This is a genomic window from Sphingomonas sp. NPDC092440 (assembly GCF_044754985.1).
Classification (GTDB): domain Bacteria; phylum Pseudomonadota; class Alphaproteobacteria; order Sphingomonadales; family Sphingomonadaceae; genus Sphingomonas.
Genome location: NZ_JBIVQA010000003.1, coordinates 34214 through 55722 on the forward strand (window position 1 = coordinate 34214; position 21509 = coordinate 55722).

The 21509-nt window shown below is 69.4% G+C and carries 16 protein-coding genes and 1 tRNA gene; 8 read left to right on the forward strand and 9 right to left on the reverse strand.

Annotated elements, in window-relative coordinates; all coding sequences use genetic code 11:
- Positions 1-103 precede the first annotated feature (103 nt).
- The 7 genes from ACIQCS_RS05475 to ACIQCS_RS05505 all read left to right on the forward strand — a co-directional run bounded on the left by ACIQCS_RS05475 (position 104) and on the right by ACIQCS_RS05505 (position 8387).
- Entirely contained in the window at positions 104-409 is a 306-nt protein-coding gene (locus ACIQCS_RS05475) for a hypothetical protein (protein WP_345850980.1), read from the forward strand.
- A gap of 106 nt (positions 410-515) precedes the next feature.
- Complete coding sequence (gene kdpF / locus ACIQCS_RS05480; RefSeq protein WP_086128909.1) at positions 516-605, forward strand: K(+)-transporting ATPase subunit F; 90 nt, start codon at positions 516-518, stop codon at positions 603-605.
- Between the two features lie 12 nt (positions 606-617).
- The gene (kdpA, locus tag ACIQCS_RS05485; RefSeq protein ID WP_345850982.1) at positions 618-2318 is read left to right on the forward strand and encodes a potassium-transporting ATPase subunit KdpA; all 1701 of its coding nucleotides are present in this window, start codon (positions 618-620) and stop codon (positions 2316-2318) included.
- Positions 2319-2329: 11 nt separating this feature from the next.
- Positions 2330-4342 (forward strand): potassium-transporting ATPase subunit KdpB, encoded by a 2013-nt coding sequence (kdpB, locus tag ACIQCS_RS05490; RefSeq protein ID WP_345850983.1) that lies wholly within the window; start codon positions 2330-2332, stop codon positions 4340-4342.
- A gap of 108 nt (positions 4343-4450) precedes the next feature.
- Positions 4451-5050, forward strand: a complete 600-nt coding sequence (gene kdpC / locus ACIQCS_RS05495) for a potassium-transporting ATPase subunit KdpC (RefSeq protein ID WP_345850985.1) — start codon at positions 4451-4453, stop codon at positions 5048-5050.
- Positions 5047-7707, forward strand: coding sequence for a sensor histidine kinase KdpD (locus ACIQCS_RS05500; RefSeq protein WP_345850987.1), 2661 nt, complete (start codon positions 5047-5049; stop codon positions 7705-7707). The genes kdpC and ACIQCS_RS05500 overlap by 4 nt, the downstream gene beginning before the upstream one ends.
- The gene (locus tag ACIQCS_RS05505; RefSeq protein WP_280278299.1) at positions 7704-8387 is read left to right on the forward strand and encodes a response regulator; all 684 of its coding nucleotides are present in this window, start codon (positions 7704-7706) and stop codon (positions 8385-8387) included. The genes ACIQCS_RS05500 and ACIQCS_RS05505 overlap by 4 nt, the downstream gene beginning before the upstream one ends.
- 41 nt (positions 8388-8428) lie before the next feature.
- Here ACIQCS_RS05505 and ACIQCS_RS05510 read toward each other — a convergent pair whose 3' ends face one another.
- From ACIQCS_RS05510 to ACIQCS_RS05540, 7 genes are all read right to left on the reverse strand, one after another.
- On the reverse strand, positions 8429-8734 hold the full coding sequence (locus tag ACIQCS_RS05510; RefSeq protein ID WP_345850988.1) for a DUF2149 domain-containing protein: 306 nt from the start codon (positions 8732-8734) through the stop codon (positions 8429-8431).
- Positions 8734-9204 (reverse strand): MotA/TolQ/ExbB proton channel family protein, encoded by a 471-nt coding sequence (locus tag ACIQCS_RS05515; protein WP_345850989.1) that lies wholly within the window; start codon positions 9202-9204, stop codon positions 8734-8736. Before ACIQCS_RS05515 ends, ACIQCS_RS05510 begins: the two co-directional genes overlap by 1 nt.
- An 11-nt stretch (positions 9205-9215) precedes the next feature.
- The gene (cobN, locus tag ACIQCS_RS05520) at positions 9216-13049 is read right to left on the reverse strand and encodes a cobaltochelatase subunit CobN (RefSeq protein WP_345850990.1); all 3834 of its coding nucleotides are present in this window, start codon (positions 13047-13049) and stop codon (positions 9216-9218) included.
- Between the two features lie 2 nt (positions 13050-13051).
- Positions 13052-15028, reverse strand: a complete 1977-nt coding sequence (locus tag ACIQCS_RS05525) for a TonB-dependent receptor domain-containing protein (RefSeq protein ID WP_345850992.1) — start codon at positions 15026-15028, stop codon at positions 13052-13054.
- Between the two features lie 253 nt (positions 15029-15281).
- Positions 15282-15357 (reverse strand) — tRNA-Thr (locus tag ACIQCS_RS05530).
- Between the two features lie 74 nt (positions 15358-15431).
- The gene (locus ACIQCS_RS05535) at positions 15432-15785 is read right to left on the reverse strand and encodes a YbaN family protein (protein ID WP_345850993.1); all 354 of its coding nucleotides are present in this window, start codon (positions 15783-15785) and stop codon (positions 15432-15434) included.
- A 146-nt stretch (positions 15786-15931) separates the two neighbouring features.
- Positions 15932-16744: a helix-turn-helix transcriptional regulator gene (locus ACIQCS_RS05540; protein ID WP_345850994.1), complete on the reverse strand. Its 813-nt coding sequence runs from the start codon at positions 16742-16744 to the stop codon at positions 15932-15934.
- A gap of 237 nt (positions 16745-16981) precedes the next feature.
- On the opposite strand from ACIQCS_RS05540, the gene ACIQCS_RS05545 reads away from it, so the two are divergent.
- Positions 16982-17728, forward strand: a complete 747-nt coding sequence (locus tag ACIQCS_RS05545) for a siderophore-interacting protein (protein ID WP_345850995.1) — start codon at positions 16982-16984, stop codon at positions 17726-17728.
- A gap of 136 nt (positions 17729-17864) precedes the next feature.
- On the opposite strand, the gene ACIQCS_RS05550 is transcribed toward ACIQCS_RS05545, so the two are convergent.
- Both ACIQCS_RS05550 and ACIQCS_RS05555 read right to left on the reverse strand, forming a co-directional pair.
- Positions 17865-19436 carry a serine hydrolase gene (locus ACIQCS_RS05550; RefSeq protein ID WP_401530274.1) on the reverse strand — a complete coding sequence of 524 codons (1572 nt, stop codon included), beginning with the start codon at positions 19434-19436 and terminating at the stop codon, positions 17865-17867.
- 5 nt (positions 19437-19441) lie between these two features.
- Complete coding sequence (locus tag ACIQCS_RS05555; protein ID WP_345850997.1) at positions 19442-21490, reverse strand: TonB-dependent receptor plug domain-containing protein; 2049 nt, start codon at positions 21488-21490, stop codon at positions 19442-19444.
- Between the last annotated feature and the right edge of the window lie 19 nt (positions 21491-21509).

A 21509-nucleotide genomic window follows, 5' to 3' on the forward strand; every position in this document is an offset into this window, starting at 1 on the left:
ACGATTTTATGGAATCTTTATGCGGGGGCCGAACTTCCCCGTGGAACCTTAACTGGCCGCCGCCCCACATCGCTGCTCACGACATCCTGTTCGGAGGTTCATCGTGGGTGCGTTTCTGCATCGTCTGGAAAGCGGCGCCGGAGGCTGGCCGGCACAGGCCGGGCTGCGGCTGGGCGGCGCGCTGCTGCTCGGCGGCTGCGCGCTGGCGGTGTCGGCGCTCGCCGTCTCGATCCACCATGCGCCGCTGCACAATGCCGATCCCGCCGAATTCGGCGAGGCCGTGCTTTCCGTCATCGCCTGGGCGCTGGGCTGGGCGCTGCTGATCGAGGGGCCGGGCCTGTTCCGGCTGATCCCCGTGCCGCCCGGGCACGTCCGGTTCGACAATGGGCGCCATGATCGCCGCCAATAGGGGAACAAGACCATGAACGACCTGATCTGGCTGGGAGCGCTCGCCGGGCTCTTCCTGCTCACGCTCGCCTGTGTCCGCCTCTGCGACCAGGCCTGAGGAGAACGCCATGCCGCTCCCGCTCGCGCTCGCCGGGCTCACTGCCCTGGGCCTGCTCATCTACCTCGTGGCCGTGCTCGTCCGGCCCGAGCGCTTCTGATCGGACTTCCCCATGACCGTGCAAGGCTGGACGCTGATCCTCGTCTTCCTGCTGCTCCTCGTCGCGCTCGCCAAGCCGATGGGGAGCTGGCTCTTCGCCATCTATGAAGGGCGGCGCACGCCGCTCCATGCCGTGCTCGGCCCGGTCGAGCGCGGCTTCTACAGGCTCGCCGGCGTCGATCCGCACGCCGAGCAGGGCTGGCGCCGCTATGCGCTGCACATGCTGGCGTTCCAGCTGGCGACCTTCGCCTTCACCTATTGCATCCTGCGCTTCCAGGACCTGCTGCCGCTCAATCCCCGCGGACTGGCCGGCCAGTCGCCCGACCTCGCCTTCAACACGGCGGTGAGCTTCACCACCAACACCAACTGGCAGAGCTATTCGGGCGAGAGCCTGTCGATCCTCAGCCAGATGCTCGGCCTCACCATCCATAATTTCCTGTCGGCGGCGACCGGCATCGCCATCGCCTTCGCGCTGTTCCGCGGCTTCGCGCGGCGCCAGGCGAGCGGCATCGGCAATTTCTGGGCCGACATGACCCGGGTGACGCTCTACGTGCTGCTGCCCGCGTGCATCGTCTATGCGCTGTTCCTGATCGCCAGCGGCGTGCCGCAGACCTTCCTGTCCTCGGTCGACGCGACCACGCTGGAGGGCGCCCGGCAGACGATCCTGCTCGGGCCGGTCGCCTCGCAGGAAGCGATCAAGATGCTCGGCACCAATGGCGGCGGCTTCTTCAACGCCAATTCCGCGCATCCGTTCGAGAATCCGGGCGCGCTCACCAATTTCGTCCAGATGCTGTCGATCCTGCTGATCGGCACGGGCCTGACTCACACGTTCGGCAGGGCGGTGGGGAATCCGCGCCAGGGCTGGGCGATCCTCGCCGCGATGCTGGTGATGTTCGTCGCCGGCACCACCATGAGCTATTGGCAGGAAGCCGCGGGCAATCCGGCGCTCCATCATCTCGGCCTTGCCGGGGGCAGCATGGAGGGCAAGGAAGTCCGCTTCGGCATCGCGGCCAGCGCCCTGTTCAGCGTGGTGACCACCGCGGCCTCGTGCGGCGCGGTCAACGCGATGCACGACAGCCTGACGCCGCTCGGCGGCATGATCCCGCTGTTCAACATGCAGCTTGGCGAGGTCGTGATCGGCGGCGTCGGCGCGGGCATCTACGGCTTCCTGCTCTACGCCATCCTCGCGGTGTTCGTCGCCGGGCTGATGGTGGGCCGCACGCCCGAATATGTCGGCAAGAAGATCGAGAGCCGCGAAGTGAAGCTCGCCGTCCTCGCCATCGCGGTGCTGCCGCTGATGATCCTGGGCGGCACCGCGCTGGCCTCGGTGCTGCCGGCGGGCCTGGCCGGGCCGCTGAACAAGGGACCGCATGGCTTCACCGAGATCCTCTACGCCTTCACTTCGGCCACCGCGAACAATGGCTCGGCCTTTGGCGGCCTGAGCGCGAACACGCCTTTCTACAACGGCATGCTGGGCGTCGCGATGTGGGTGGGCCGCTTCTTCATCATCGTGCCCGCGCTCGCCATCGCCGGCAGCCTGGCCGCGAAGAAGGTGCATCCGGAAAGCGCCGGTTCGTTCCCGACCACCGGCCTGCTCTGGGTCGGCCTGCTCGTCGGCATCGTCCTGATCCTGGGCGGGCTCACCTTCCTGCCCAGCCTCGCGCTCGGTCCCATCGCCGATCATCTCACGATGATCCACGGCCAGCTCTTCTGAGGTCCCTTGCCATGACGACCGCAACCCTGTTCACGCCCGCCCTGATCGGGCCTGCCATCGGCGACGCGTTCGCCAAGCTCGATCCGCGCCAGCTGGTGAAGAACCCCGTGCTCTTCACCACCGCGGTGGTCGCGCTGCTGCTCACCGTGCTGCTGTTCATCGGCGGCACCAGCCTCTCCCTGTCGTTCCAGGTCCAGCTCATCGTCTGGCTGTGGCTCACCGTGCTGTTCGGCACCTTCGCCGAGGCGCTGGCCGAGGGGCGGGGCCGCGCCCAGGCCGCGTCGCTGCGCGCCACCAAGTCGGAACTCAGCGCCCGGCTGCCGAGCGGCAAGACCGTCCCGGCCGCACAGCTGAAGAAGGGCGACCTGGTCCTGGTCGAGACCGGCGACCTGATCCCGGCCGATGGCGAAGTGATCGAGGGTGTCGCCTCGGTCAACGAAAGCGCGATCACCGGCGAGAGCGCGCCGGTGATCCGCGAGGCGGGCGGCGACCGCTCGGCGGTGACCGCCGGTACGCGGGTGATCTCGGACCGGATCAAGGTGCGCGTTACCCAGGAGCCGGGCCAGGGTTTCCTCGACCGGATGATCGCGCTGGTGGAAGGGGCCGAGCGCCAGAAGACGCCGAACGAGATCGCGCTGACCATCCTGCTCGTCGGCCTGACGATCATCTTCCTGATCGCCGTCTCGACCATTCCCGGCTTCGCCGCCTATGCGGGCGGGCAGGTGCCGGTGGCGATCCTCGCGGCGCTGCTGATCACCCTGATCCCGACCACGATCGCCGCGCTGCTCTCGGCGATCGGCATCGCGGGCATGGACCGGCTGGTGCGCTTCAACGTGCTCGCCAAGTCGGGCCGCGCGGTCGAGGCGGCGGGCGATATCGACGTGCTGCTGCTCGACAAGACCGGCACCATCACGATCGGCGACCGTGCCGCGAGCGAGTTCCGCCCGCTGAGCGGCGTCACCACCGACGAGCTGGCGCGTGCCGCCCTGCTGGCCAGCCTGGCCGACGAGACGCCCGAGGGCCGCTCGATCGTGGCGCTCGCCCAGGGCAGATATGCGGTGGAGATCCGCAGCCTGCCCAAGACCGCCGAGGTCATTCCCTTCACTGCCCAGACGCGCATCTCGGGCGTCCGCATCGGCACCACGCTGATCCAGAAGGGCGCGGTCGACGCGGTGCTGCGCGCCCATCCGGGCCTGGGCGAGGCGGCGGCGGGCGGCGACCTGCGCCGCAGCGCCGAGGAGATCGCGCGCCAGGGCCAGACTCCCCTGGCGGTGGCCGAGGATGGCCGGCTGTTCGGCGTGATCGCGCTCAAGGACGTGGTGAAGGCCGGGGTGCGCGAGCGGTTCGGCGAGCTGCGCCGGATGGGCATCCGCACCGTGATGATCACCGGCGACAACCCGCTGACCGCCGCGGCGATCGCCGCCGAGGCCGGGGTGGACGATTTCCTCGCCGAGGCCACGCCCGAGGACAAGCTCGCGCTGATCCGCAAGGAGCAGCAGGGCGGCCGCCTGGTGGCGATGTGCGGCGACGGCACCAACGATGCGCCGGCGCTCGCCCAGTCCGATGTGGGCGTGGCGATGAACACCGGCACCCAGGCCGCGCGCGAGGCGGGCAACATGGTCGATCTCGACAGCGATCCGACCAAGCTCATCGAGATCGTCGGCCTGGGCAAGCAGCTGCTGATGACGCGCGGGGCGCTGACCACCTTCTCGGTCGCCAACGACATCGCGAAATATTTCGCGATCATCCCGGCGATGTTCGTCGCGCTCTATCCGTCGCTCGGCGTGCTCAACGTGATGCAGCTGGCGAGCCCGCAGAGCGCGATCCTCTCCGCGATCATCTTCAACGCGCTGATCATCCCGGCGCTGGTGCCGCTTGCGCTCAAGGGCGTGAAGTATCGCCCGATCGGCGCGGGGCCGCTGCTGGCGCGCAACCTGGCGATCTACGGCCTGGGCGGCGTGCTGGCGCCGTTCGCGGGGATCAAGCTGATCGACCTGGTGGTGGCGGGGCTGGGGCTGGCCTAGCGCCCCTCCCGCTTGCGGGAGGGGCTGGGGGAGGGCGTGTCCCTCGCTCTCCCCCAGCCCCTCCCCCGACCCCTCCCGCAAGCGGAAGGGGAGAAGAAGGAAGAAGAAATGCTCAAGGATTTCACCACCGCTCTCCGTCCGGCGCTCGTCCTGACGATCCTGTTCGCCGCCCTGCTCGGGCTCGCCTATCCGGCGGCGCTCACCGGCATCGGCCAGCTCGCCTTCCCGCACCAGGCGAATGGCAGCCTGATCGTCGAGAACGGCCGGGTGCGCGGCTCCGAGCTGCTGGGCCAGGGATTTGCCGGCCCCCGCTATTTCCACGGCCGGCCCTCGGCCGCCGGCACCAATGGCTATGACCCCACCGCTTCGTCCGGCTCCAACCTGGGCCCGACCGCGCAGGCGCTCGCCGATCGCGTCGCCAAGGGCCTTGCCGCCAACCGTTCCGCACCAGGAAATTCGGTTCCCGCCGATCTGGTGACCACCTCCGCCTCGGGGCTCGACCCTGACATCAGCCCCGAGGCGGCCTTTTTCCAGGTGGCTCGCGTCGCCGGGGCGCGGGGATTGGGCGCGGACAAGGTGCGTGCGATCGTGGGCAGGCATGTCGAGCAGCCGCTGCTCGGCTTCCTGGGCGAGCCGCGCGTCAACGTGCTCGCGCTCAATCGCGATCTCGACAAGCAGGCGGCGCAGGGCGCAAAAGCCGCCGAGTGAGCGACGACGATCAGCGACCCGATCCCGACGCCCTGCTGCGTGCCGCCGCGCAGGAGGGCTTCGGCCGCCTGAAGGTATTCCTCGGCGCCGCCCCTGGCGTGGGCAAGACCTATGAGATGCTCACCGAGGCTGCGGCGCGGCGCAAGGCCGGCATCGACGTCGTCATCGGCGTGGTCGAGACGCATGGCCGCATCGAGACCGAGGCGCTGGTCCAGGGGCTGGAGATCGTGCCGCGCCGCCCGGTCGCCTATCATGGCCGCACCATCGCCGAGATGGACATCGACGCGATCCTGGCCCGCGCGCCGCAGCTGGTGCTGGTCGACGAGCTTGCCCATACCAACGCGCCGGGCAGCCGGCACGACAAGCGCTACCAGGACATCGAGGAGCTGCTCGCCGCGGGGATCGACGTCTATTCCACCGTCAACATCCAGCATATCGAGAGCCTGAACGATGTCGTTGCCTCCTTCACCAAGGTGCGGGTGCGCGAGACCGTGCCGGACCGTGTGCTCGAGGCGGCGGACCTTGAGATCGTCGACCTGCCGCCCGACGAGCTGATCGAGCGGCTGCGCGAGGGCAAGGTCTATGTCCCCGAGGAAGCGACGCGGGCGCTGGGGCATTTCTTCTCCAAATCGAACCTGACCGCCCTGCGCGAGCTGGCATTGCGCCGCGCCGCCCAGGCGGTCGATGCGCAGATGCTCGACTATCTGCGCACCCACGCCCTGGCCGGCACCTGGGCGGCGAGCGAGCGGCTGGTGGTGGCGGTGAGCGAGCTGCCCGGCTCGGCCGAGCTGGTCCGTGCCGCCAAGCGCGTCGCCGACGGGCTGCGCGCGCCCTGGACGGCGGTGCACATCGAAACGCCGCGCACCGCCCGGCTCAGCGACGCGGAGAATACCCAGATCGCCGCGACGCTCCATCTCGCCAGCCAGCTCGGCGGGCAGGTGGCGACGGTTCCGGCGGAATCGGTGCTGGAGGGCCTCAAGCGCTTCACCGCCGAGGCGCGCGCCACCCAGCTCATCGTCGGCAAGTCGGCGCGCTCGCGCTGGTTCGAGCTGCGGCACGGCTCGGTGGTGGACCGGCTGGTGCGCGAGACGCCCGGCATCGCGGTGCACGTGCTGCCGATGCTCGAGGCGCCCGCGCCCGGCCGCCACCACCGCCCGCGCGGCCGCTGGGGCTCCCCGGCCGACTATGTCGTCTCGCTCGGCCTGGTCGTCGCGGTCACCGTGCTGGGGGCGACGATCTTCTCGCTCGGCAACATCACCAATATCGGGCTGCTCTATCTGTTGCCGGTGATGGTCGCGGCGACGCGCTACGGCGTGCGTCCGGGCGTGGTGACCGGACTGGTCTCGTCGCTCGCCTATAATTTCTTCTTCATCCCGCCGACCCGGACCTTCACCATCCAAGACCCGCAGAACATCATCACCGTGCTGGTGCTGATGGGCGTGGCGGTGGTCTCCAGCCAGCTTGCCGCGCGCGTGCGGGCACAGGCCGAGCTGGCCCAGCGCAGCGCCGCGCAGAACAGCACGCTGGCCGGCTTCGCGCGGCTGCTGACGGGGGTGAGCACGCAGGAGGATCTTGGCCAGACGCTCTGCGCCGAAGTCGCGCGGCTGCTCGATGTGAGCGCGGTGCTGCTGCTCCCCGAGCACGGCCAGCTCGGGCTGCGCGCGGCCTATCCGCCGGAGGACCGGCTCGAGATGATCGAGCAGGCGGCGGCGCAATGGTCGTTCGACCACAACAGCCCGGCCGGCCGCGGCTCGGACACGCTGACCGCTTCGGAATGGCTGTTCCACCCGCTCGCGGCGGGCGGGCGGGCGCTGGGGGTGTTGGGCGTGGCGCGGATCGACGCGGGCAATCCGCTGCGCTCGGACCAGCTGCCGCTGCTGCTCAGCCTGCTCGACCAGGCCGCGCTCGCCTTTGAGCGGATCGCGCTGGAGAGCGAGATGGCGATGGTGACCCAGCTGAAGGAGCGCGACCGGCTGCGCGCGGCCCTGCTCTCCTCGGTAAGCCACGACTTGCGCACGCCGCTCACCACCATCCTCGGCATGCTGGGCGAGATGCAGCCGGCGGGCGAAGGGCAGGAGGAGCAGCTGTCCGCCGCCCGCGCCGAGGCGGAACGGCTCAACCGCTTCGTCGCCAATCTGCTCGACATGGTGCGGATCGAGGCGGGGGCGCTTCACCAGTCGATCGAGCCGGTCGACCTGGCCGAGGCAGTCGCCGCCGCCGTGCACGATCTGCGCCGGGTGCTGGAGGATCATCCGGTGCGGCTCGACGTGCCGCCCGAGCTTCCCTTCGCCTCGGTCGATCCGCAGCTGTTCCACCATTGCCTGATCAACCTGATCGAGAATGCCGGGAAATATGGCGATCCGGGCTCGTCGATCACCCTTACCGCCCGCCGCCAGCCGGGGAGCATGACGCTGAGCGTGATGGACGAGGGCCCTGGCCTGCCGCCGGGTGACGAGGCGCGGATCTTCGAGACCTTCACTCGGATCGAGGGATCGGACCGCAAGGGAGGCACCGGGCTCGGCCTCGCCATCGTGAAGGGATTTGCCGAGGCGATGGGGCTGAGCGTTTCCGCGGCGAACCGCACCGATCGGGCCGGGGCGATCTTCACCATCCGCTTCCCGGAAGCATTGCTTCGGAAAGGAAATGCAGGCGAATGAGCCAGCAGGCGAAAATTCTGGTGGTGGACGACGAGCCGGCGATCCGCCGCCTGCTCGGCGCGGGGCTGGCGCGCGCGGGCTATCGCGTGGTCGAGGCGGCGAGCGCCCGCGACGCGCTGAGCGCCATGCAGATCGACAAGCCCGAGGCGGTGCTGCTCGATCTGGGCCTGCCCGATCGCGACGGGCTGGAACTGGTGCCGCTGCTCAAGGCGGCGGGCGCGTCCGTGATCGTCGTCTCCGCGCGCGACGCGACCGAGCAGAAGGTCACCGCGCTCGATCTGGGCGCGGACGACTATGTGACCAAGCCGTTCGATACCGAGGAAGTGCTCGCCCGCGTCCGCACGGCGCTGCGCCACCGCCTTTCGGTGGAAGCCGAGATGCCGGTGGTGCGGATCGATGCGATCGAGATCGACCTGGGCGCGCGGCTGGTCCGCAGGGCCGGCGAGGAGGTGCATCTGACGCCCAAGGAGTTCGGCTTTCTCGCCGAGCTCGCCAAGCATCCCGGGCGGGTGGTGACTCACGCCCAGCTGCTGCGCACCGTCTGGGGCCCGGGGCACGAGCATGACGTCGAATATCTCCGCGTCGCCGCGCGCGGCGTCCGCCGCAAGCTGGAGGGCGATGCGGCGGCCCCGTCGGTGATCCGCAACGAGCCGGGAGTGGGCTATCGCCTGATGGCCTGACCGAAGCCGGGATCAGGGGCCCCCAGGGCGCCTTTCGAGCCCTATTCCGGCACATAGACGAGATCGCCGCTGGGCAGGCGATAGGTAACGCCCGCCTTCACGCCGCCGCCATCGCCCATGCGGTCGGATGCGGTATAGCGCTCGAGCTTCTCGCCGTCCTTGACCGTGATCGTCATGTCCTTCTTGCCCGGATTCTCGACCACCACCACCTGTCGGGACTGGAAGGGGTTGAGCGGGTTGCGCGCGATCAGCACCATCAGCACGGCGGTGATGACGAGGAACAGGTCGACCAGATTGACGACCGAGAGGATCGGATCGTCATTCTCATCGTCTTCGATGAAACGCATCAGGCGGCTCCCGTCTCGATCGCGCGCAGCTCCTCGAGGAGCCAGCGGCGGCGGATGGTGTAGACGAAGAAGGTGATCGACGCGGCGACCAGCGCGAGGATCACCGAGGAGAAGGCAACCACGAGGTTCTCGCCCACCGCCCGGCTGTTGTTGCTCCCGAGCGCGAGCAGCGCCGGGCCCATCGGGATCATCGTGGCGACCAGGCCCAGCATCGGTGCCGCGCGCGACACGATCCGCAGCCATTCGAGCCGGCGCAGCACGACGAGCTCGAGATCGTCGGCTGCGCAGCCGGTATGCCGCTGGTGCATGGCCAGCCGGCTGGCGCGCCGTCCCCGCAGCCGCTGCACGCCTTCCGCCGCGAATCCGCCAAGGCTGACGACCGCATAGGCGAGGGACGCGAGTATCAGCACCATCACCGGAATGAGGAACAGGCGCGACAGGTCGTACAATGTCGCTTCGAGCACGGGCATCAGCAGATCCTTCAGGCTGGAACGGGGGGCCGGCGCATCCGCATTTCGCGCAGGATGCCGGTGATGAAGAGCAGCAGGAGCGCCAGCAGCAATCCCGCGACAGGGGTGGTGCGGATCGCGGGCGCCGGCCCTGGCGGGGTCTGCTCCAGGATCATTCCGCGCGCAGCAGGCATATGCGCGGCGGCGGCCCGGGCAGGGGCGGGTGCCGCCCGCGGAGCGGCTGGGGCGATGGTCCGCAGGCCGAAGCCCCCCGCCGCCGTGGAGGCGCTGCTGCGCGCGGCCATGGCGAGGGCGGCGCGCTTCTCCTCCAGGGAGCGGCGGGTCCGCGCATCGGGCTGCCAATAGCCGCGCGACACCGCCTCGAGCATGCGCTCGACGATCTGGCGTTGCGCCGAGGGATGGGCCTGGGCGAAGAAGCGATCAAGGCCCAGCCGGCGCGTATCGCGCACATAGATATCGTGCATCGCCTGCCATTGGTCGGCGCGCACGCTGGCGGGATCGGTCACCTGCCAGCCCCAAAGGTTGTTGACGATGTCGAGCATCGCATTGGCGCCGGAATAGCCCTCCGCCTGCATCGCGCCGATCCATTGCGGGTTGAGATAGCGAGCGCGCAGTTCGCTGGAGAGGAAGCTGGCGGCGGTGGTCACCTTGCCCTCGGTGCCGCGCAGATCGGCGACGTAGAGATCGGGCGCCTTGCCCGTCAGGCTGCGGATCGCGAGCGACAACCCGCCGAGATGTTCGAACGGGTGATCGGTCGAGAGCAGGCCATGCACGTTCGACGATCGCGACATCACCGCGGCATCGACGCCGCGCAGCTGCTCGGCGAACAGATTGGCCTCCCCGGGCGCCATGCCCCATGCGCTCGCGCCATAGGCATATTGCAGGCGCGCCAGAAACGGATCGGCGAGGTCCTTGTCGGCGTTCCAGTTCCTGTCCTTGGCGATCTGGCCGGGCAGGCCGGTGCCATAGTCGCCGGGCGCATTGCTGAAGATGCGCAGTCGCGCCAGCGCCTGCGCCCGGTCGGCGGGGACGCCCCGCGCCACCAGCTTCGCGGCGAGCGCCCGCGCGTTCGCGGCGGGGCCGCTCCCCTCGTCGAGCGCGGCAACCTGCTCGACCCCGCCGGCCAGCAGCCGCATGAAGCCGTCGAACTGGTCGCGATAGACGCTGCTGGCCTGAACCACCGCGTCGATCCGCGGCCGGCCGAGTTCCGCCGCCGGCACCACTTCCAGCCGCTCGAGCCGGTCGCCACGTCCCCACACCGGACGCAGGCCGAGCGCATGGAGGATCTGCCCCTCGACCACGCCCTGCTGGCGGATCGTCTCGCCCGAGAACATGACGAAAGCGAGCTTCTCCGGCGCCTTGCCGCCATGCCCGGTGCGATAGGCGGCAACAAGCTTGTCCAGCATCGCGCCGCCCTGGGCATAGGCGGCCCGGGTCGGAATCTTGTCGGCCTCGAACGCGTAGAGATTGCGGCCGCTCTCGACCTCCGGATTGCGTACCGGGTCGCCCCCCGCGCCGGGCCGCACGAAGCGGCCGGCAAGTCCCGCCAGCAACGCCTCGATCTCGCCGGTGTCCGCCAGCCGGGCGTCCAGCAGCGCGGCGCGCTCGATCTGGCCGCGCAGCTTCGGATCGACGATGCCGGCCGGGCTTTCCCCCTCGCGCAGATAGCGGGCGAGCGTGCGATAGGGCCGGCCCTGCCGGATCGCAGCGAAGTCCTCCGCGAATGCCTCGACCGGATCCTGTCCAAGCGCCTCGAGATAGGCGGGGCCGAGTTGCTGCATCACGGTCGTCAGGCGATGTTCGGCCGATGCGGGTTCGCCGAAACTGTGCAGGCCAAGCGGTATCGCGGTGCGCGCGACCTGGTGCAGATGGTCGTGCAGGGCGGCATAATAGCCGGGGAAATCGCGATCGATCGCCGCGGCATCCCAGCCGATGTCGCGATCCAGATGCGCCGCGGCGGCCTTGGCGCGGATCTCGCCGGCGACGCGATCACGCACGCCGCCATCGTCAAGCTGCGCATATTGGTGGATCAGCGCATGGATGTCGCGAAGCTCGTCATAGAGTCCGGAGGGGCCGAAGGCGGGCGTCTGGTGGCTGATCGTCACGGCCCGGCCGCGCCGCCGCGCCTGGATCGCCTCGGCGACATTGTCCTGGATATAGGGATAGAAGACCGGCAGGTCGCCGACGAGCAGGAAGGGATAGTCGCCCGCCCAGAGCCCGCGATCCTTGCCCGGTGTCCATTCCTGGGTTCCGTGGGTGCCGAAATGGACGATCGCGTCGGCATGCCCGCGCACCCAGAGATAGGCGGCCAGATAGACGTGATCGGGCGGCAGCTTCTGGTCGTGATAGCTTCTCACCGGATCGCCGCCGCGCGGCGGCTGCGGCAGGATCGCCAGCTTGCCGAGCATCAGCCGCGGAATGACGAATGCGCCGCCGCGCAGCCAGCGGCTCTGCTCGGGCGGGCCCCAGCGCGCGACGATCTCCTCACGGCGCTCGCGGGGCAGGGTGTTCAGCCAGGCCGTGTAGGTCGCCAGCGGCAGCCTGGCCGCGAGTCCGCGTTGCTGGAGCACCGCCAGCGTCTCGGGCCGGTAATAGCCCGCCAGCATCGCCTGACCATCGGCGATCAGCCGTGACTCCTCGGCGGGCGTCACGTCGTAGCCCGCCGCCGCCATCGCCCGGCCGACATTGGCGAGGCTCTTCGGCAGATTGAGATTGGAGGCGGCGAGGTTCTTCTCGCCGACGGGATGGTTCCAGAAGAACAGCGCCACGCGCTTGTCGCGGGGGGCGATGGCGCGCAGCGCCGCGAGCCGCCGGAGCTTGGCCGCGAGCAGATCGATCTGTTCGGGGATCGGAACGGCCGCGCCTTTCTCGACCGCGCTGATCACCAGCGGGTCGGAGACGCCCCAGCCTTCGGGAATGGTCAGGAGCGCGGCGGCGGTCGAGGCCGGGATGCCGCCCGGTCCGGTGCGCCATTCGGCGACGGTCTGCGTGCGCGCGCTCAGTGCGAGAAGAACCGGAATATCGAGCGCCGCGAACTCTGCGGCACGCGTGGCGCCGTTCTGCATATGAGTCATGTTGACCAGCGCGATCGGGTGCAGCCCGCCCACCGTCCTGGCGATCGCCTGCGGATCGGTATCGTCATACCAGAAGGGGGCCGCCAGCAGCCCCTTCTCGGCGAGCGCCGCGACGACCGCGTCGACGATTTCGGTCTGCATGTCGCGGATCATGCCATCGGCGATGGCGATGGCGACCACCGGCCGGTCCGCCCAGCCCCGGGTCCCTGCCCAGGTTCGGAACGGTTCCGCCGCGGCAAACGGGGCAGGCGCCGCCGGATGATAGAGACCGGCCGCGGCAAGCCGCGCGGGTGCGGGCAGGGCGCCGATATCGCGTCCCGCGAGCGCCAGCGGAACAGCTTCGACGAAGCGGCGCAGATTGGCGGCGCCGCCGCCCGCATAATAGCCGATCAGCCGCCGCGCGACCTCGGGCGCGAGACCGCCCGAGCGCGGCGGGCCGCCCCCGATCGCGATCCAGGGGACGGCCAGCCGGTCGCCCAGGCCGCCGGCGGCCTTGTCCAGCGCGGCCATGTCGCCGGGGCGGGGGCCGTCGAACACCAGCAGCCGGGCGCCACCGGTCAGCTCCGCCGGCGTGCCGCCGTCCTCGATCTGCCGCCATTCGATCCGGTACCCCCGCTCCTCGGCCCAGCCGGCCAGCCGCTCGAACTTGGCCGGCAGCGTGAAGCGCGTCGCGACGATCCTGACGACCGGCGGATGTCCCGGCACCGTCGTCTCCTGCGCGGAGGCCATGCCGGCCAGGAGCGTCAGGATCAGGGCAAGAAGCAGCCGCATCGTCAGAAACTGGCGCCCAGGCCGATGAAGAACACCCGCCCCGGCTCGGCGAAGCTGTAGAGCGCGGAGGTCTCCGCCAGCCGCTTTCCGAAAATATTGTCGATCCCGGCCTTGAGGGTGAGCTGGCGGTTCAGCGCGTGGCTCGCATCGAGCGACCAGAGATCATAGGCGTCGAGCCGGACCGCGTTGGTGGCGGCGCCCACGGTCTGGTAGACGGTCTGCTTGCCGATATAGCGGCCGCGCACGTTGAGCGCCGTGCCGGGCAGGGGTTCCCATGCCAGCCTGACCTTGACCGTGTCGTTCGGACGTTCGGCAAGCTCGCGATTGGCGGAGATGTCGCGCGGCTCGACATGGGTATAGCTGGCACCGAGCGTCAGCATGCGCACCGGCCGAACTTCCGCCGACAGCTCGACACCCTGCGTGCGGGCCCGGCTCACATTGACATAGGCGCGCCGCTCGCGCCCACGAACGCCGCAAAGTTCGACGCAGATCGTCTGCACCAGCCCGCGCAGGTCGTTGCGGAACAGCGTGGCGCCGACATTCCAGTTCCGCCCCGCATAGCTGGCGCCGAATTCATAGGCAGTGCTGGTTTCCGGCTTGAGCTCGGGATTGCCGGTGATGATGAAGCGTCCCCCGGCGGCCACGGTGATATAGCCGCGCGACAATTGCTTGAGGCTCGGCGCCTTGAACGCCTCGCCGAAGCCGCCGCGGAAGCGCAGCCCCTCGATCGGCGCGACGACCAGATAGGCGCGCGGCGAAACCTGCCAGCCATAGCCGGGATGGTGATCGAAGTGGCTGCCGGCGGTGAGCGAAATGCCGCCGGTGATATCCCATTCATCCTGGACGAAGAGCGCGTCGTGATCGACGCTTGCGGAGCCTGTGGCGTTGACCGTGGCGTCGCGCAGCGCTTCGCGCCGGTGCTCGCCGCCCAGGGTCAGGCGGTTGCCCCGGAAGAGGTTGAGGAGCACGCTCGCATCGGCGGCCGTGTCCGTCACCTTGGTGGGCTGGGTCGGCGCCTGATTCTGGTCGCGTTCGTTGATCCGTTCGAGCGTCGAGCGATAGGCGCGGGCGCGCAGTTCGCCCCAGCGCCATTGGCCGGTATAGCTGCCATAGGTCTGCGCCCGGGTGACGTGATCCTGATATTCATAATAGGTGGCCGGCGCCGAGGTCGTCACCGTATCGCGCGCGCGATCGTCGTCGATCGCGGCCTGGCCGACTTCGAATCTCTGCCCCGCCACGGGCTCCCACCAGGCAATGATGCTGCCGCTCAGTGCGCTGCGCCCCTCGAGCTCGCTCTGCCGCGGGTCCGTCAGGCTCTGCGTGCGGTCGCGGTAGCGATATTCGCCCCAGGCGACCATGCCGAGCGTCCTGGTCAGGGGCCCGCCGACCAGCGCCGCCATCTGCGCGCTGTCGCCGCCGCTGCCATCGCGGAAGCCGGCGAGGCCGAGCGCGCTCACCTCGATCCGCTCGGTGGGGCGGCGGGTGATGACGTTGATGACGCCGGCCAGCGCCTCCGAGCCATAGAGCGCGGACAATGGCCCGCGCACCACTTCGATACGGTCGATCGCGATGCTGGGCACCCAGCCGAGGTCGAAATCGACATGCGCCATATTGGCGGCGGCGTCGTTGATCCGGCGCCCGTCCGCCAGGGTCAGCACATGCTCGTTCGACATGCCGCGGATCGAGATGCCGCGCCGGGTCATGCCGATGCCGTTGATCGCCACGCCGGGCTCGTTCTCCAGCGCTTCGGCGAGATCCTGGACCGGGCGCCGCCGCAGCTCCGTGCCGGTCACCACCGACATGGTCGCGGGCGCGTCGGCGATCGTCTGCTCGTTGCGGGTGGCCGTGACCACGATCTCCGCGGCGCCGCGCTGCGGTTCGTTGCCGGTATTCGCGTGCGCCTCGTCTGCAGCCGCGTGTCCGACGCCGGCCATGACGAGTGCCGCGCCCGTGGCGGCGATTCTGGTGCAGAGATTCAAAGGACCATCCCCCCGGATGAAAGGCTCGATGCAAGAAGTGCGAATCGCGTAACATTATATCATATCGTGAACAAGGGGCGGCTCGGGCTTTTGGTCCGGAGCATTCGGATCGGGGCGATCAAGCCCATCTCGAATGCGCATCATCTTGACGCGCGGAGCCGCACACAAGGGGGCAGACCCTTGGCCAGTCGAGCTTCCAACGCGGTATTCCGGCTGTTCTGAAGGGCTTCCCGCCGAATCGCGAGGCCAGGGCTGGTGCCGAGTGCAGGGATCGAACCCGCGACCTTCGGTTTACAAAACCGCTGCTCTACCAGCTGAGCTAACCCGGCACCTGCCCGAAACCCGCGACGATCCGCAGGTTGCTCGCCCCTTGGTCGGCTTCGTCCGGGCGGTCAAGGCCGAACTATGCCGGGTCGATGGGCGCGGGGCGAGTGACGATCCACAGCGCGCAGGCCGCCATTCCCGCCGCGACGCCGAGCGCCAGCGCGGCATGGGGGCGTACCGAGATCCAGAACAGCGCATAGCCCAGCGCGATCCCGGCACAGGCCGCGATCTTGCCGCGGCGCGGGATCGCCCCCTGCTCGCGCCATTGCCGGATCGGCGGCCCCACCTTGGGATGATCGAGCAGCCATGCCTCGAGCCGGGCCGATCCGCGGGCGAAGCAGCCGGCCGCCAGGATCAGGAAGATCGTGGTCGGCATCACGGGCAACAGCGCCCCGATCACGCCGAGCGCGACGAAGAAGCAGCCGAGCGCCACCCAGAGCAGGCGCGCCGCGCGGCTGCCGAGGCGCGGCTCAGGCGAGATGGCGAGTGACCCGGAAAGGGGCGGGGATCATCGGGCTCTCCTTGGCGCGAGGTGGCAGGGTGGCGCGCGCCGGGGCCGGCGTCCAGCCCCCGCGCGGATCAGTGCCGGCTGGAATGGCGTTCCGCCATGTAGCGGCCGGGCGAGGTGCCCAGGGCCTTGCGGAACATCGTGACGAAGCTCGGCACGCTCTCATAGCCAAGGTCGCCTGCGACCTGCTGGATCGAGGCGCCGCCCGCCAGCCACTTGACTGCGAGCATCACCCCCAGCTGCTGGCGCCAGCGGCCGAAGCTCATGCCGGTCTCGCGATGGATCAGCCGGGCGAGGGTGCGTTCGCCCAGGCCGGCGCGGCGGGCCCAGCCGTCGAGCGTGCCGCGCTCGGCCGGGGCGGCCATCATCAGGTCGACTACCCGGCGCAGCCGGGCATCGGCGGGCATGGGGAGGTGAAGATCCTCGATCCCGGCGGCAGCGATCTCGTCGAGCAGGACCGCGACCAGCCGGGCATTGGGGCCGGTCTCCTCGTAGAGGACGGGCAGGACGGCGGCGCGGGCGAGCAGCTCGCGGAGCAGCGGGCTGACCGAGAGGGCACAGCAGCTGGCGGGCAGGCCTGCCGCCACGTCCGGGGCGATGAAGGCGTTGTAGCCTTCCAGCGCGCCCGTCGCCTTGACCGAATGGAGGGCGCCGCCGGGGATCCAGATGGCGCTGCGCGGCGGGACGATCCACAGCCCCCCGTCCACCTCGCAGCTCAGCGCGCCGCGCTGGGCCAGGATGATCTGGCCCTTGGCGTGGTGATGCGGGGCGAGCTCGAAGCTGCCGAACGCTTCGGTGATGAAGCCATAGGTGACGACCGGGCGGGGCACCGCGTCCGGATCCGTCCAGCCATTATCGCTGCCGATCTCATTCAGGATGGGCATATCCGCTTCCGCTTTGATTGGCAGGATATAATAATAATCTGTCCATGCTTCGCAATGACGACAATAATGCGAGCCATTATCAGTTGTGTGCGAACCCGTCGAGCCCGGAAGGGCGGCGCAAGTCGACAGATTGGGCACGGAAGCCGGCATGCCGTCGCGGGCATGGGCCGGGCAAGGGTCCAGGCGGCGGCGCGGGGCGGGGAGACGTGGCAATGAATTCTGCATGAGGACCCTGTGATGCTGCCGATGGAATCGCCCGAACGCCCCGTGGCCAAGGCTCCCGGCCGGATTGGCCAGGCGCTCATCCGGCTGCTGATGAAGCGCGCGACCGTGACGGCCAGCGAACGGCTCGCCGACGGCTTCCGGCTGATCACCCTGGAAGGTCCGGCACTGGAGGGCATCGCCTGGACGCCGGGGCAGAAGATCCAGATCGCGATGGGATCGGCGTTCACTGCGCGGACCTATACGCCGATCGAATGGAACCCGGGGACCGGGCGCGCCTGCATCCTGGGCCATGTGCACGGCGACGGGCCGGGCAGTTCCTGGGTGCGCGACGTGGCGCCGGGCGCCATGTGCGACATCTTCGGGCCGCGCGGCTCGCTTGATGCCGGCCGGATGCACGGCCCGCTGGCGGTGTTCGGCGACGAGACCTCGATCGGGCTCGCCCATGCGCTGGCCTATCAGACCCCGGGGCGCGTAGTCGCCGGCTATTTCGAGGTCGGCGACGTGGAGGGCAGCTGCCGGGTGGCCGAGCAGCTGGGGCTCGACCGGGTCGCGCTGTTCGCGAGAGCGGCGGACGATGCACATGTCGGCGAGATGGAGCTGCGGCTCGCGACGCTGGCGGCCGGCGGCACCGGCTTCGTGCTGACCGGCAAGGCGAGTACCGTCCAGCGCCTCCGTCAGCGGCTGAAGCGGCTGGCGGTGCCGCCGAGCCGGATCGCGACCAAGGCCTATTGGGCGCCGGGCAAGGTGGGAATGGATTAGGGTGAGAACCCAAGCAAGTATCTGATTTCCCTGCCGTCATCCCGGCCTTGCGCCGGGATCCCGCTTCTGCTTGCGCTGGCGAGATAGCGGGACCCCGGCGCAGGGCCGGGATGACGAAGGAAGAATATGAGCCCCCCTAGCGCTCGAGCTTCTCCACCTGCCGTTTCGCATTGGCGTTGCCCGGATCCAGCGCGAGCGATCGCCGATAGTTGCGGATCGCGGCTTCGCGGTTGCCGGCGCGGGCATGCGCCTCGCCCAGGCTGTCCCACGCATTGGCGTCCGCCGGATAGAGCGCGGCGTTGCGCTCGAAGACGCGGAGCGCGTCGGCGATCTGGTTCTGGCGGAGCAGGCGGTAGCCGAGCAGGTTGAGGACCGACGGGTCGTCCTTTCCGTTCCGCGTGCGATCATAATGGGCCAGCGCCGCATCCAGGCCGCGCCGGGCGGCGACGACGAGCAGCAGATCGCCTTCGCGCGGCTGGCGGGCCTGATACTGCCAGCCCTGGGCGTCGCCGACGACCTTCATGATGCGCTCATAGATGGACGAGAAGCTGTCCGAGTTGCCGAGCAGGGCGATGCCCCAGCCCTTGTCGGCGTCCATGAACATCAGCGACTGGAAGCCCTCGTTCGCGCCGTTGTGGCGGAACTGGCCGGGATGGCCACCATAGCCGACACCGAAACCCAGCCCGATGCCGCCGGGCTTGCCGGGATCGTCGGGGCAATGCGGCGTCAGCATCTCGCGCGTCATCGCCTGCGAGAGGACATGGTTGGCCTTGCCTTCGCGGGAGAGCGACACTTCGATGCCGAGCCGGGCGAGATCCTCGGCAGTGGTCCACAGGCCATCGGGGGCGAGCTCGGGATAGACGTGCCATTTGCCCGGAGTGACGGCGCCGTCGGGTCCGGTGCCGCTGGCGGCGCGGGCCGCCAGTTCCGGGGGCAGGGCCTGGGCGAAGCTGCTGCTCGTCATGCCGGCAGGGCGCAGGACGCGCGCGGCCATGAATTCCTCGAACGGCTGGCCTGCCGCCTCGCGGATCATCAGGCCCTCTATCGTCACGCCGCCGCCCGAATAGATGCATTGGGTGCCGGGCTCCACGGTCACGCGGACCGCCGGACTGTTGGCGGGCGGCTTGCCGTCGAGGATCTGCTCGATGCCCGGCACCGGCATGCCCTGAGCATAGCCGGCAAAGCCATGGACGTTCAGCCCGGCATTGTGCGTCATCAGCCGGCGCAGCGTGACCTTGCGGGCGGCGGCGAGCGGGCTCTCCGGCAGCTTCCAACCCTTGAGCTGGGTGTTCACATCGGCGTCGAGGGAGAGCTTGCCCCGCTCGACCAGCCACAACGCCCCCATGGCGGTGACCGGCTTGCTGATCGAGGCTGCCTGGAACAGCGTGGCCGGCGTGACCGGCGCGGTGCCGCCCGCCTCGGTCACGCCGAAGCTGGCCGAGAAGGCGATGCGATTGTCCTTCACCACCGCGATGCTCATGCCCGGCACGCGGAAGACCTGCATCAGCTCGGCCAGCGTCACGGCGAGCGGCGGCTCGCCGGGCCCCAGGTCGATCGTGAGCATCACGGTTTCGGGCGCGAGCAGCGGGGTCTGCTGCGCGGGTGCCTGGGCCTGTGCCCGGGCGGGAGCGGCCGTTGCGAGATGCGCCAGGGCAACGCTCGAAAGAAGGGCGGACGAAGCGATGGAGCGCAGGGCTCGGTCGATCATGTGCATCAGAAGCTCCCGCGGATCGTGAAGGTGAAGATCGGCCCGATCAGCTGGTCGTTGCGTTGCCGGAACACCAGCGGGCTCGCGTTGCGCCGCCCGGCATAGACCTGGCGATCATAATAGTGCCGCCCGTTGAGGACATTGCCCACCTGCGCGCGCACGGTGAGGCCGAACACGTCCTTGTGTTCGACGAAGACGTTGGCGAACCAGGGGCCTTCGTTCTCGCGGTTCACTTCGGTGAGATAATAATAGGCCGTATTGTGATTGAGGCCGGCCGTGGCGCCCCAGGCGAAATCGCTGTTCGGCAGGTCGTGGCGGAAATCCAGTTCGGCCCAGCGATCCTGCGTCCCGCTGATCGGGCGCATCTCGCCGGTGAGCGGATCGCGGACGCGGGCGATCTCGAAGCCCAGCTTGGCGTCGAGCCGGGCGCCGGGCAGGCCCAGCGGCGCGAACTGGATCGTGCTGGTGCTCTCCAGCCCGAAGCGCGTCGCGCGCGGCAGATTGCCGACGCCTTCGCCATCCGTGCCGATCGGCACGATGTCGACGATGTCCTCGACGGCGTAATAGTAAGCGCGCAGCCGGGTCTTGCCCGCGGCGCCCAGTGCGCGGCCGACCTCCATCTCCGCTTCCCAGCTCTGCGGGGGGACGAGTTCCGCATTGCCGCTATTCTGCCGTTCTGACTTCAGGTTGGGCTGGGCCATGAAATCGTAGAAGCTGATCTGGCCGACCCGACGACGCAGCTTGAGGCTGAGATCCCATTGCTCGTCCGGTCGCCAGCCGAGCGTGATGCTGCCCTTGGGCCGGAAGAACCGGCGCGCGGGCAAGTCGCCATCGACACGCTCAAGCGCGCTGGACTCGCCGCCGGCGGCGACCTGGAGGCTGATCCCCGCGCCGAGCGGGCGGCTGAACGTCACCATGCCCTCGTGCCGGACTTCGCGCACGATCCCGCTGCCGCCGGGGAAGGGAACCGGCACGAAGGCACCCCGCGGATCGAGCCTGGCGAGCGCGCCGCGCTGGTCGAGGCCGTTGACCGCGCGCTCGAGCGAGAGCTGCCAGTCGCTTCCCCCCATCTTCCAGCCATATTCGGCACGGGCGATGGTTTCGGTGATGTACGAGTTGCGCTCGAAGCGGGTGCCCTGATCGGGCGCGCCGCTCGCGAAACTGTCGACCTGGGTGGAAATGAGCGGCTCATGGTCGAAATGGCGCAGGCCGATGATCTTGAACCGGCCGGGCCCGAGCGGGAATTCATAGTCCGCGTTGACGTCGTACATCCAGCCGTCGAGCCGGTTGCGGCGCAGGCGGGTGCCGTCATTGCCATCGGCACGATAGCGCCGCTCGAAATCATAGACCGGCCCCCAATAGGGCGAATAGTTGAGGATGAGATGCCCCTTGGCGCCGCCCGGTCCGTCGAAGCCGAGCCTGAGCTTGGCGACGAGCGTGTCCGATTCCGAATGATATATTTCCTCGCGGCGCTCGATCAGCGTTCCGTCGGCGGCATGGAACAGCTCCGGCCCGCCAAGGCCGCCGCGCCCGGTCTGATCCTCGAGCGAGAGCGTGTAATCGATCCCGCGCGTCTTGCCCGTGTAGCTGACATTGCCGCGGAACAGGTTGGGGCGCGCATAATGGGCCCGGAAGTCCGGCCGCCATTCGAACTGGCCGCCTGCCTTGCGGGCCTGTTTGAGGATGATGTTGGCGACCTGGCCGGCCAGGCCGGCGATGCCGAGGGTGGAAGCGTCGACGATCTCGATCCGCTCGACATTGCCGGCAACGATGCGCTGGAGCTCGGCGATCGCACCGCCGGTCTTGTTGGCGATGCGTTCGCCGTTGATCAGCACATTCTCCGATGCCTGGCCAAGGCCGCGCTCCTGGTCCGCGCTGCGGATGGTGAAGCCGGGGACCCGGACGAGCATGTCATAGGCGGTCCGCGGGGCGAAGCGAGTGAAGTCCTCGGGAGCGAAGACCTGCTTGGCGCTGGGTGGCGGCGTGGTGGTCTGGGCGGCCGCGCTCACGGGGAGGAGCGCGGCGCCGGCGAGAAGCAGCGCAGCTGGACGCATCTGGGAAAGGCTTCGCGAC